General features: G+C 74.0%; 10 protein-coding genes. 6 read left to right on the top strand and 4 right to left on the bottom strand.

What is annotated here, in order from left to right; translation table 11 throughout:
- Window positions 1-31 precede the first annotated feature (31 nt).
- Complete coding sequence (locus ACFVST_RS12690; RefSeq protein ID WP_390149706.1) at window positions 32-1855, bottom strand: RICIN domain-containing protein; 1824 nt, start codon at window positions 1853-1855, stop codon at window positions 32-34.
- A gap of 101 nt (window positions 1856-1956) precedes the next feature.
- On the bottom strand, window positions 1957-3771 hold the full coding sequence (locus ACFVST_RS12685; RefSeq protein WP_390149704.1) for a glycoside hydrolase family 35 protein: 1815 nt from the start codon (window positions 3769-3771) through the stop codon (window positions 1957-1959).
- Window positions 3772-4041: 270 nt separating this feature from the next.
- On the opposite strand from ACFVST_RS12685, the gene ACFVST_RS12680 reads away from it, so the two are divergent.
- Window positions 4042-5061, top strand: coding sequence for a LacI family DNA-binding transcriptional regulator (locus tag ACFVST_RS12680; RefSeq protein ID WP_390149702.1), 1020 nt, complete (start codon window positions 4042-4044; stop codon window positions 5059-5061).
- An 18-nt stretch (window positions 5062-5079) separates the two neighbouring features.
- Here ACFVST_RS12680 and ACFVST_RS12675 read toward each other — a convergent pair whose 3' ends face one another.
- Window positions 5080-5367: a hypothetical protein gene (locus ACFVST_RS12675; protein WP_390149700.1), complete on the bottom strand. Its 288-nt coding sequence runs from the start codon at window positions 5365-5367 to the stop codon at window positions 5080-5082.
- A 250-nt stretch (window positions 5368-5617) separates the two neighbouring features.
- Between ACFVST_RS12675 and ACFVST_RS12670 the strand changes: the two genes are divergently transcribed.
- The gene (locus tag ACFVST_RS12670; RefSeq protein WP_390149698.1) at window positions 5618-6154 is read left to right on the top strand and encodes a MarR family winged helix-turn-helix transcriptional regulator; all 537 of its coding nucleotides are present in this window, start codon (window positions 5618-5620) and stop codon (window positions 6152-6154) included.
- Window positions 6155-6200: 46 nt separating this feature from the next.
- Here the strand turns inward: ACFVST_RS12670 and ACFVST_RS12665 are convergent, their stop codons facing one another.
- Complete coding sequence (locus tag ACFVST_RS12665) at window positions 6201-6599, bottom strand: ATP-binding protein (RefSeq protein ID WP_390149696.1); 399 nt, start codon at window positions 6597-6599, stop codon at window positions 6201-6203.
- Between the two features lie 400 nt (window positions 6600-6999).
- Between ACFVST_RS12665 and ACFVST_RS12660 the strand changes: the two genes are divergently transcribed.
- The 4 genes from ACFVST_RS12660 (at window position 7000) to ACFVST_RS12645 (ending at window position 12345) form a co-directional block, all read left to right on the top strand.
- Entirely contained in the window at window positions 7000-7410 is a 411-nt protein-coding gene (locus ACFVST_RS12660) for a four-helix bundle copper-binding protein (RefSeq protein WP_390149694.1), read from the top strand.
- Between the two features lie 120 nt (window positions 7411-7530).
- On the top strand, window positions 7531-8448 hold the full coding sequence (locus ACFVST_RS12655) for an oxygenase MpaB family protein (RefSeq protein WP_390149692.1): 918 nt from the start codon (window positions 7531-7533) through the stop codon (window positions 8446-8448).
- Between the two features lie 18 nt (window positions 8449-8466).
- Window positions 8467-10710, top strand: a complete 2244-nt coding sequence (locus tag ACFVST_RS12650; protein WP_390149690.1) for a tetratricopeptide repeat protein — start codon at window positions 8467-8469, stop codon at window positions 10708-10710.
- A 63-nt stretch (window positions 10711-10773) separates the two neighbouring features.
- Window positions 10774-12345, top strand: a complete 1572-nt coding sequence (locus tag ACFVST_RS12645; RefSeq protein WP_390149688.1) for a phytoene desaturase family protein — start codon at window positions 10774-10776, stop codon at window positions 12343-12345.
- Window positions 12346-12470 lie beyond the last annotated feature (125 nt).

Here is a 12470-nt window from a genome sequence, read left to right as displayed (position 1 = left end):
GGTTTCGGGGCGGTGCCTTCCGTGCGGCCGGTCAGTCGGTGGAGCGGGGTGCCGGGGTGAGGGCCAGGGACTGCTCGCGGGCGGTGCGTCCGCCGCCGACGCCGCTGCCACTCGCGTCGGTCCAGGAACGGGCGGGCACCGTCTCCGCGCCGCGGTCACCGGTGCGGGACAGTCCGAGCACAAGTCCGCTGTGGCGGTTGACGAGTTGGTGGGTGCCGGTGGGCTTCCCGTCGGCGCCGGTCTGCGGGAGGACGAACCACTGCTGGCCCACGCTCGGACCGTCCTTGCCCGCGGGCGTCGCGGTGGTCCTGGTCCCCCAGGCGCGGTGCCCGGCGTCGGTGGCCACGCCCAGCAGATCACCGGTGGCGGTGTTGGCGATGCGGTACGAGCCGTCGCCGTTGGCGGTGAACTCCCAGGCGTCCAGGGCGGATCCGGCGCCGCGGGCGGTGGACGCGGTGGTGGGGGAGCCCTTCACCTGGGACAGCATCCGGTTGCCGGCGGCGATGGTGAGGGGCCGGCTGGTGTCGACGGGCGCGGCGGGCTTCGCGGTGTCGATGGTGACGTTCACATACTCGCTGCTGGAGCCGCCGGAGCAGCCGTAGGAGCAGTAGGCGCGGAAGTCCTTGCCGACGATGCGGGAGCTGGTGCGGTTCTTGCTGTCGAGGAACCAGCGGTACCAGGAGGCGGTGGTGTAGTCGCCGGTGTCACCGATCTCGGTCCACTTCTGGGTGGCCAGGTCCTTGGTGGCGTAGTAGTGCTGCGGTTCGGTGCCGTCCTGGTTCACCGCCTGCGGTTCGCCGATGTAGAGGCCCAGATGGGCGTTGTAGGTGATGTCCATGACGAACAGCGGTGAGGTGGGCGGTGTTTCGCCCCGGGCGACCTGCTCGGTGACGGTGCCGGGTGTCTTCGGGTCGTACTCGCGGTCGGTGGGGGTGTAGCCGGTGGGGTGGTCCGCGTCGACCGGTGTCATATTGCTCTCCTTGCCGCCGGTGCCGGGCTGCGACCAGGAGCCGTCGTACCACTTCTGCCAGGAGCCGGGGGACATCTTGGCGGAGATCGGGGCGCGGGCCACATGGCCGTGGAAGGCCTTCCAACTGCCGCGCTGGTCCACGATCCTGGAGCCGTAGTAGACGTAGAAGTAGCCGGAGGCGGTGTCGACGAAGAGCCTCGGGTCGCCGTCGCCGTAGTGGTAGGTCTTCTCCGGGAAGGCGGCCTTGTCGCCCCGTTCGGTGCTGAACGGGGAGGTGATGACATGGTCCTCGATGGTCCAGGTGCGGCCCTGGTCGGTGGAGACGGCGTAGTCGATCGCGTCGTAGTGGAGGCCGTCACCGAAGGGCTGCGGGGTGAACTCGTTGTGCACCAGGCCGTACCAGTCGCCGGTGTCGGGATCGACCCAAACACCCGCCAGATCACAGTAGTTGGCCTGCGAGTAGTGCGTGCCGGCGGGCGGGAAGGTGGCTTCGCGGCCGGTGGGGCTGTTGTTGCAGCGCCAGGTGGTGTCGTTGTTGCGGTCCTTCGGGTTGGCCGGGTTCACCGCCTTGTCGAGCGCGGTGTCGGACTTGGCCGAGTCGAAGTCCTTGCCGGTGAAGAAGTTCCACTTGCGCGGGTCGGAGGCGCCGTACAGGGCGTGTGCCTGCTGGAAGTGGAAACCGCCGTCCTTGTCGATGAAGGTGTTGGCCGGGGTGTCGTCGGGGTGGGTCCAGGAGCCCTTGCCGCCGACGGTCACGGTGTACGCGGGGCCGTCGGACGGGGCGGGCGCGGCCGAGGCGCCGGGTGCGGCGAGGGCGCCGGTGGTCAGCGCGAGCGCCGCGACGGCGGCGAGCACCGCGGCGAGTCTGTTCCGAGGAGCTGGCACGGGTAACTCCTTGACTGGTTGCCGGACTTGACTGTTGTCGGACTTTGCGGGACTGCGGTACGGGTCGCCGGACAGCGGTGTTCTGCGGCCGGTCGAAGCGGTCAGTCGAAGGTTTCTACGTACTCCTCGGGTGGGCCGAGGTCGGGGCGGTCGGTGAGGGTCAACTCCGGGCCGAAACGGTGGAGTTCGAGCACGGTGAGGATGTTCTCGCCTGGGTGCAGCAGGGGACCCGGCAGATAGAGGGTGCGCTGCGGGCCGATCTCCCAATAGCGGCCCAGCAGCGTGCCGTTGACCCAGACGAAGCCCTTACCGAAGCCCGGCAGGGCGAGGAAGGTGTCCGCCGGTTCCGACTCCGCCAGCGTCAGCCGGGCGGTGGCGAAGCCCGCGGTGCCGGGGGGTGCCGCGGAGCCGAGGCGGTCCAGGTCCTGTCCGGTCCACTCGTCCAACGGCAGTGGCCGCATGGACCAGTTGTGCACGGTACGGCGCTCCACGCGCACCCCGCCGAGGATGCCCTTGCCCTGCCCCAGCAGGGGGCCGTAGTTGATCCGGCCCTGGTTCTCCACCAGCAGTTCGAGGCGGACCGGGCCGCCGCCGCCGGTGAGGGGGAAGGACGCGGTCTCCTCGTCCAGGACGGCGACCGGTTCCCCGTCGGCGAAGACCTGCGCCCGGTCGTGCAGCCCCGTCACCGTCAACTCCTGCCGCCCCGGCGGGAGTTGCGGGTAAGCCGTGTACAGCATCAGTCCCGCGGGCAGGCCCAGCCGGTCGAAGTCGAGCGGCAGCGGGGCGTGTACCGGTGCGGTGGCGGTGCGCAGCGCGTCCAGGAGGGCGGCGCCGCGGACCACCGGGAGGGTGCGGGGTGCGAGCAGCGGCGGGTCGGCGGGCGGTGGTGGTGGCGGTGGGCCGCCGAGTGCGGTGAGCCGCTCCCGTAGCGCGTGGAACTTCGGTGTGAGCGCGCCGTGTTCGGCGATGGGGGCGTCCGAGTCATAGCTGGTGACGGTCGGCTGGAGGCGCCGCCCGTCGTGGTTGGCGCCCGCCCACAGGCCGAAGTTGGTGCCGCCGTGCGCCATATAGAGGCTCACCGAGCCGCCCGCGTCGAGGACGCCGCCGACCGTGGCGGCCGCGTCCCGCGCCGAGCGCACATGGTGCCGCTCGCCCCAGTGGTCGAACCAGCCGTTCCAGAACTCCGCACAGAAGAAGGGGTCTTGAGGGCGCCGGGCGCGCAGCAGGGCGGCGGCCTGCTCGGGCCGGGAGCCGAAGGTGGCGGCGGCCAGCTCGCCCGGCAGGGTGCCCCCGTCGAGCATCAGCTCGGTGGGTCCGTCCGCGGTGTACAGCAGCTCGGTGATGCCCCGCTCGACCAGGGCGTCGCGCACCCGGCGCAGATAGTCGCGGTCGTCGCCGTGGCTGCCGTACTCGTTCTCGATCTGCACCGCCACCACCGGGCCGCCGCGGCTCGCCTGGAGCTCGGCCAGGCGCGGGATCAGCTCGTCGAACCAGCGGCCGACCGCCGCCAGGAACGGCGGATGCGCGGTACGCAGCAGCATTCCCCCGCTGCCGGTCAGCCAGGCGGGCAGCCCCCCGTTGTCCCACTCGGCGCAGATGTACGGGCCGGGGCGGACGATGACGTCGAGGCCGGTGTCCTGGGCGGTGCGCACAAAGCGGGCGAGATCGCGTGGGCCCTCGAAGGACACCTCGCCGGGGCGCCGCTCGTGGAAGTTCCAAGGGACGTAGGTGTCAACGGTGTTGAGCCCGAGGGCGGCGAGCCGCCGCAGCCGGTCGGGCCACTGCCGGGGGTGCACCCGGAAGTAGTGCAGCGAGCCGGCCAGGACCCGGTGCGGCCGTCCGGCGCGCAGCAGTCGTCCTTCGGCGCGGGTCAGGACGGCCGGGGCGGAGGCGGGTGCGGTGCGGGCGGTGGTCATCTGGCGGCTCCCGCGGTCCAGGGCCCGCCGGCCCGGCGGGTGAGCGAGCGGAATGTGATCGATGCCGAGTCGGAGGTGAGGGGCGACGGCCGAAACTATGGCAGAGAATGTTAACGATGCCAATGGGTCGGGACGCGGCCCCTCCGGCGCCCTTGCGGGAGCACGGACCGGGGCGCGGTCGGCCCGGTTGGCGGCGATACCATCTACGGGGCCTGGTCCTGACACTGGTGCCGGTGGAGTGGGCGGCGTGGGCACTGTGGAAAGGGAGCCATGGCGAGACGGAGCGGCGGCGGCGAACGCCCGCCGGGTATGGCGGATGTGGCGCGCCTCGCCGGGGTGTCGGCGCAGACCGTCTCCCGCGCCCTGTCCGGCCACCCCAATGTGCAGCAGGCCACCCGGGCCAAGGTCCTGGCCGCCGTCGAACAGCTCGGCTACCGCCGCAACAACGCGGCCCGGATGCTCTCCTCCGGCCGCAGCCGCACCCTCGGCGTGGTGACCCTGGCGACCACCTTCTACTCGCGGGCAGCCCTGACCGCCGGTATCGAGAACGCGGCCCGCGACGCCGGGTACGCCGTGAGTACCGCCACCACCACCTCGCTGGACACCTCCGCCATCGAGGCCGCGCTGTCCCGGCTGGCCGAGCAGGGCGTCGACGGGGTCATCCTCTCGGTGCCCCTGATCCACAGCAGCGAGCGGATCGAGCAGCTCACCCGCTCCGTCCCCACCATCACCATCGACGGCTCCCGCACCGACGCCACCGAGGTGGTGGCCGTCGACCAGACCCTCGCCGCCCGGGTCGCCACCCGCCATCTGCTGGACCTCGGCCACAGCACGGTGTGGCATGTCGCGGGCCCGGGGGAGTGGCTGGAGGCGGCGAGCCGGCGCGACGGCTGGCGGACCACCCTGGAGGAGGCGGGCCGACCGGTGCCGCCGCCACTGGAGGGCGACTGGTCCCCGGCCTCCGGACACCGCGGCGGCCTGGTGCTGGGCCGCATCCCGGACGCCACCGCGGTCTTCGTGGCCAGCGACGAGATGGCCTTCGGCGTGATCAGGGCGCTGCACGAACTGGGCCGCCGGGTCCCGGAGGACGTGTCCGTGGTCGGCGTGGACGACATCGAGCTCGCCGCCTACTGCACCCCGCCGCTCACCACCGTCGCCCAGCCCTTCGCGCAGACCGGGGCACTGGCCGTGACCCGGCTGCTGGCCCACCTCGCCGAACCCGGCACACCCTCCGAACCGGCCTCGGTGGAACCGGAGTTGGTGATCCGCGCCAGTACCGGACCGGTCTGAGGGGGTGCCCTTGGCCGCTCAGTGACGGCGGCCGAGCCGGATGGTGCGGCTGCCGTGGACGGTGAGGTCGCCACGGTGCCCGACCGCGTCCGGGCCGTCCTCGGTGCGCAGGTGGTCCGGGGTGTGCAGGTCCCCGGCGGACAGCCGGTCCGCCAGCACGGAGCGGTAGGCGTCCAGCAGCAGCGGCGCGCACTCGGCGGCGGCGGAGGAACCGGGGGTGTGCGTCCAGCTCCACCGCCGCCAACAGCCCGCCCGGCTCCAGCACCGACTGCGCCTCGCCCAACAGCCGTGCTGGGTCGGCCACATGGCGCGGGCAGCGCACCCTGCTCGTCGGGACCGGGGACGCCGCCGCGTCCTCCACCATGACCCCGCACGCCATCGGTGCACACCAGGGGCCGGTGGAGATCCTCACCGTCTTCGACCCCACCCTTGATCGTCAGAGGCGTCCCGCAAGCGGCCAGAGAACCGGTTGGCGCCGCCCGCCGGTTGCCGCCGCCGGAAGCGCCCCGGTGACTCGGTAGTATTTGAGCGGCAAGGCTGTACGAGGAGGGGTGAGGTGTCGCAGACCATACGCAGCAACGAAGCCGTCGCGGATGCGGACGCCGTCGACCGCGTCATAGACGACTGGCACCGCGAGCGGCCCGACCTGGACCCCTCGCCCATCGAGGTCCTGGGCCGCCTGCACCGCTCCTTCCTCCTCTACCACGCGCAGACCAGCCGCCCCGTCTCCGACCGGGGCATCTCGCTGGCCGGCTTCGATGTGCTGACGGCGCTGCGCCGGGCCGGAGAGCCGTACCGGCTGACGGCGGGGGAGCTGGCGGAGACCAGTCTGATCAGCTCGGCCGGTGTCACCCTGCGGCTGGACCGGCTGGAGGGCGACGGCCTCATCGTGCGTGAACGCGACGCCAAGGACCGGCGGGTGGTGCACTGCCGCCTCACCCCCAAGGGCCTCACCACCATCGACGAGTTGTTCGCGGAGCACCTGGACAACGAGCGGCGGATGCTGGCCGGGCTGAAACCCAAGGAGCGCACCCAGCTCTCCGCCCTGCTGAAGAAGCTGGAACGCTCCCTGGACGAGGCCCAGACCGAGTGACCACCCGGCGGCGCCCGTCCGCGGTAGCCCCTAGGGGAGACACCCCCTAGACGCCCATCCGTACGTGGATGGCCTTGCCGCCGCCGTCCAGCACGCGGATGGTGACCTGCTGGGCGAGACGGCACACCAGGGGCCAGCCGTAGCCGCCGGGGAGCCAGTTCCCGGAGGGCTGGGCCGCTGTCGGCAGTTCGCTGCTGCGGTCCTGGACGCTGAGCAGGATCCGTCCCGCCGCCGCGGTCACATCGACTCCGACCAGGCCTCCGCCGTGCCGGATCGCATTGGTGACCAGCTCCGAGACGACCAGCAGGCAGTCGTCCACCAGGTGTGTGTCGAAACCGGTGAGCCGGGTGCGGGTCAGGGCACGGGCCTGGGCGATCACCGCCGAACCCGTGCCGCTCTCGCCGGTCGTCTCCGCCGCCTCGGCCCCGGTATCCGTCCCGGTCACTGGTTCTCACCCCCGTCAGGCCGTCCGGCCCACGCCCTGCGCCTGCCCGCCGCAGCCCGCCTTACGCCAGGTCCGCGTGGAGCGGGGGCGAGTGGGTGGCCGGACGATGTGCACGGCCCGTGTGCCGGATGCCGTACCGGCCGCGGCGCCGCCCCACCCTACTCCGCACGTATCACGCCCCCGGACCCGCCCGCACCCTCCCGCGCGGCCCGCCCCCGGCACCTCCCGGGGCGCCGCTCAACGGGCTGTGGGGCAAGGGGAGTTGAAGGTGCCGGTGGATGCGGGGTTTGCGGTGGGGCGGGGCGGCTACCCGGGAGCGGACCGCGACAGCCCGGACGGCACCCCGCCCGCATCCCGCGCGGGCGGCCGGGCGGTACGGGTACGAGAGGGGAGCCGACAGGTGACGTCCACGGCCGGAGAGGCGGACCGCGACCGCCAGGACCTCGTCACATTCCTGGAGGAGGCCTTCGGCTGTGCCCAGGCCTGCGCCGACTGCGCCCGGAGCTGCGCCGGGCGGATCAGCGCCGGCCGGATCAGCTTCACCGGCACCCACGACGGCCCCGCCCCGCAGGACCTGCGCCGCCAGTCCGTCCTGTGCACCGAGGTCTGCGACGCGACCTGCGCCATGCTCTCCGAACAGGCCCACCACGACGAGTACGCGCTGCGCATCCAGGTCGAGTGGACCCGCGCCATGTGCCTGGAGTGCGCCCATATCTGCGACCGGTACGCCGGATCCGAGGAGTGCGCCCGCGTCTGCCGCGCCTGCGCCCGTGCCTGCACCTCCTTCCTGACCGTCCTCACCCCCGCCTGAACCACCGCCCCGTCCCGCCCCCGCCGGTTCCCCCTCTGGGAGCGGCGGCCCGTCGGCACTAACCTGGGCGGCAGGCGCGGCACGGAATGCCGCGGGGGCCGGGATCAGGAGGTGGGCGGCATGGCGACGGGTGCCGACCCGGGGCTCTTCGGGCCGTACTCGGTGACCTGGCAGTTGCACGCCGACCCGATGATGTGGGTCGCCGGAATCCGCGCCCTCTACCTCCAGGCCCTGCACCCGCTCGCCGTCCGTGCCGTACTGGAGAACTCCGACTTCCGCCGGGACGCCTGGGGCCGGCTGATGCGCACCGCCGGATTCGTCGGCACCACCACCTACGGCACCGCGGACGCCGCCGGGCAGGCCGGCCGCCGGGTCCGCGCGCTGCACGCCCGGCTACGCGCCACCGACCCCGCCACCGGCGCCCCGTACCGCATAGACCAGCCGGAGCTGCTGCTCTGGGTGCACTGCGCGGAGATCGACTCCTACCTCCAGGTGGTGCGGCGCTCCGGATTCCCCCTCGACGACCGCGCCGCCGACCGGTACATCGCCGAGCACCGCGCGGTCAGCGCCCCGCTCGTCGGCCTGGACCCGGCCCTGGTGCCCGCCGACCGGGCCGCGCTCGCCGCCTACTTCGCCCGCGCCCGGCCCGAGTTGGCCGCCGGAGCCGACGCCCGCGAGGTGGACGACTTCCTGCGCCGCCCACCCGTCCCCACGCCGCTGCTGCCCGCCCGCACCCTCCTCTGGGGCCCTGTCACGCACCTCGCCTACGACGCGCTGCCTGAGTGGGCGCACCCCCTCTACGGCCGGCCCGCGCCGCGCCCCGCCCAGGTCACCCGGCGGCTGCGGGCCACCGGCGCCGTCCTGCGGACCCTGCCCGGGCGGGTGCGCTGGCAACTTCCGCCCAAGCACATCCTGCGCGCCATGGACCGCCTCGGCCCCGGCAGCCGCCCCGCCCCCTGGAAGGCGAACCGGGCCGCTGCCCGCACCGATCGGGCTGCGGCCATACTGGACGGGCCAGGGGCGGGCGCGGCGAGGTGACGGGGGCGACAGCGCAGAATGGCTGAGACCAGGCTCATCCAGGGCCGCTACGAGCTGCTCGAACGGATCGGCCGCGGCGGCATGGGCGAGGTGTGGAGTGCCCGCGACGAGTCGCTGGGCCGCCGGGTGGCCGTCAAATGCCTCAAACCCCGCCATCACGACCCGGACGCCGCCTTCGACGGGGTGCTCAGGGAACGCTTCCGCCGTGAGGCCCGGGTCGCCGCCGCGCTCCAGCACCGCGGGGTGACCGTGGTGCACGACTTCGGCGACCACGACGGGCTGCTCTACCTGGTGATGGAGCTGCTGGAGGGCAGCAACCTCAGTGAGCTGCTGGCGGACGGCGAGCGGCAGGTGCTGCCCGTGGAGCAGGTCGAGGAGGTGGCCCGGCAGGTCGCCGCCGCCCTCGCCTACACCCATGAGCGGGGCATCGTGCACCGCGATCTGAAGCCCGCCAACATCATGTGGCTCACCGACGGCACGGTGAAGATCTGCGACTTCGGCATCGCCCGCCTCGGCCAGGACATCGGCTTCACCTCCAAGCTCACCGGCTCCGGCATCGCCATGGGCACCCCGCACTACATGTCGCCCGAGCAGATCGGCGGCGCCCCCGTCGACCACCGCAGCGACCTCTACTCGCTGGGCTGCGTCCTCTACGAACTCGCCACCGGGGCACCGCCGTTCGACATGGAGGACGCCTGGTCGGTGCTGGTCGGGCACCGCGACACCCCGCCCGAGCCGCCCCGCCGGCTGCGGCCCGAGCTCCCCGGCCACCTGGAGGAGATCATCCTCGACCTCCTCGCCAAGGAACCCGACGCCCGCCCCGCCGACGCCCGCGCCCTGGGCCGCCGCCTCGACTCCGCCACCACCCACCTGCCCACCGGCTACCGGGGCGGCACCGGATACCCGCCGGCGGGCGGCGCCGGAGACGGGGCGGCGGACGGGCAGTGGCTGCCCGCCTGGACCCGGGGGATGACCACCGGACCCAAGGCGCACACCAACGGCACCCTCCGCAGCACCCCGCCCGACCCGGCGGCCGGGCTGGCCGGCGCGTGGATCCCCCGCCGCGACACCCGGCGCCCCACCCCGCCCGAGGCCCCGCGCCCCACCCCGTCCCCGGAGGCGGTCGCGGTGCTCGCCTCCCGGCACGACGCGGGCCTCAGCCTGGGCCGCCTCGGCCGCTGGTCCGAGGCGGGCGAGGTGCACCGCGCCGTCCTCACCGAACGCGAGCACCTCCTCGGCGCCGACCACCCCGACACCCTCGGCAGCCGCTACGAACTCGCCTTCAGCCTCAGCCGCACCGGCCACCCCGCCGACGCGCTGCGCGAGTACGTCCGGGTCTCCCAGGGCCGCCGGCACGCCCTCGGCCCCGACCACCCCGACACCCTCGCCGCCAGCCAGGAGACCGCCTACGAGTTGGGCCGCCTCGGCCGCCACGCCGAGGCCGACCAGGTGTACCGGGAGGTGCTGGCGGCCCGGGTCCGCACCATGGGCGCCGACCACCCCGACACCCTGCGCTGCCGCCACAACCTCGCCTTCAACCTGGGCCGCCTCGGCCGCCTGGAGGACTCCTGCCGGTACGCCACCGAGGTCGCCGCCGCCCGCACCCGCGTCCTCGGCGCCGACCACCCCGACACCCTGGTCACCCGCTACGAGGTGGCGTACGCGATGGGGCGGCTCGGGCGGTGGCGGGACGCGCTGGAGACGTACCAGGAGGTCGCCGAGGCGCGGGGGCGGGTGCTGGGGGCGGACCATCCCGACACCTTCGCCGCCCGCTACGAGGCGGGGATCAGCCTGGGCCGGCTCGGCCGCAGCGAGGAGGCGCTGCGGCTGTACCGGCACCTCGCCACCGACCGCACCCGGGTGCAGGGCGCCGAGGACCCGGAGACGCTCCGCGCCCGGCACGGCATCGGCGTCAATCTGGGGCGCCTCGGCCGCTGGGAGGAGGCCCTGGCCGAGGCGACCGCCGTGCACGCCCTGCGGGAACGCGCGCTCGGCCCCGGGCACCCCGACACCCTGGTCAGCCGCCGAGAGGTGGCCGTCGGCCTCGGCTGGCTGGGCCGCTGGGCGGAGGCCCTGGCCCACTACCGGGCGGTGGCCGAGGTCCGCGAGCACACCCTGGGCGCCGCCCACCCCGACACCCTCGCCGCCCGCAACGACGAGGCGCACTGCCTGGAGCAACTCGGCCACGGAGCCGAGGCGGTGGCCCTCTACCGCCGGGTCGCCACCCTCCGCCACCACCCGCCCGGAAGCCCCGTCCCCTGACACCGGCCCCCCCGGGAGGCAGGCCCTCTGGCCGCCGCCACCGGCCCGTGCTACCCAGGGACCATGCCCGCCTCCCCGCCTCCGCCCCTCGCCGCCGCCTACGACGTGGTCATCGTCGGCGGTGGACACAACGGCCTGGTCGCCGCCGCCTATCTGGCCCGCGCCGGCCGGTCCGTACTGCTGCTGGAACGGCTCACCGCGACCGGCGGCGCCGCCGTCTCCAGCCGTCCCTTCGCCGGAGTCGACGCCCGGCTGTCCCGCTACTCGTACCTGGTCAGCCTGCTGCCCCGGCACATCGTGGACGACCTCGGGCTCCGCGTCCGGCTGCGGCCCCGCTCCGTCTCCTCGTACACACCGGTGGTGCGGGGCGGGCGGCCGACGGGGCTGCTGGTCGGTGGGGGCGAGGCGCGCACCCGGGAGTCCTTCGCCCAACTCACCGGCGGGGACCGCGAGTACGGGGCGTGGTGCGAGTTCTACGGCAGGACGCGGCGGGCCGCCGAGCGGATCTTCCCCACCCTGACCGGGCCGCTGCCGTCGCGGGAGCAACTGCGTCGGGCCGTGGACGACGACCGGCTCTGGCGGATGCTCTTCGAAGAGCCCCTCGGCACCGCCATCGAGGACACCTTCCAGGACGACCTGGTACGCGGAGTGGTCCTCACCGACGCCCTCATCGGCACCTTCGCCGACGCCCACGACCCGTCCCTGCGGCAGAACCGCTGCTTCCTCTACCACGTCATCGGCGGCGGCACCGGCGACTGGGACGTACCGGTCGGCGGGATGGGTGCCCTGACCGACGCGCTCGCCGAGGCCGCCCTCGGCGCCGGCGCCACCCTGCGCACCGGGCACGAGGCGACCGCGATCCGCACCGACGGGCAGCGCGCGGAGGTCGACTTCCGCACCGACGACACCGAGGGCCGGGTCGCCGCCCGCCATGTCCTGGTCGGCGCCGCCCCCACCGAACTCGCCGCGCTGCTGGGGGAGCCGGCCCCGCCGCCGCCCGAGGGCGCCCAGTTGAAGGTGAACATGGTCCTGGAGCGGCTGCCCCGGCTACGGGACCCGGACGCCGATCCGCGGGAGGCCTTCGCCGGCACCTTCCACATCGCGGAGGGCTACCGTGCGCTCGCCGAGGCCCACGCCCAGGCCGCGGCCGGCGAACCACCCGCCGCGCCCCCGTCGGAGATCTACTGCCACACCCTCACCGACCCCGGAATCCTCGCCCCCGGGCTCGCCGAACGCGGCTACCACACCCTCACCCTCTTCGGCCTGCACACCCCGGCCCGCCTCTTCCGCGACGACTCCACCGGCGAGCTGCGGGACCGGCTGCTGGCCGCCACCCTCGCCCAACTCGACCAGCACCTCCAGGAACCCCTCGCCTCCTGCCTGGCCCACGACGCCGACGGCCGCCCCTGCGTCGAGGCCCGCTCCCCCCTCGACCTGGAACGCGACCTGCGGCTCCCCGGCGGCAACATCTTCCACCGCGAACTCGCCTTCCCCTGGGCGACGGAGGGCGCCGGCCGCTGGGGCGTCAGCACCCGCCACCCCAATGTGCTCCTGTGCGGCGCGGGCGCGATCCGAGGCGGCGGCGTCAGCGGCATCCCGGGCCACAACGCGGCCATGGAGGTGCTGGGGACCTAGGCCGTGTCGTTTGGATCTCCGTGGCGTCGCGGGCCCTGGCACGCACTCTCGCTGCACCGGCCGAACACCCAAGTACGTCCAGTACGAGGGAGTCCGGCCGGCACAGCGAGAGCACGCACCAGGAC

It is taken from the genome of Streptomyces sp. NPDC058045 (genome assembly GCF_042885635.1).
Classification (GTDB): domain Bacteria; phylum Actinomycetota; class Actinomycetes; order Streptomycetales; family Streptomycetaceae; genus Streptomyces.
The sequence above is the reverse complement of the archived record's forward strand: the minus strand, read 5'-3'. Positions and strand labels throughout refer to the sequence as shown.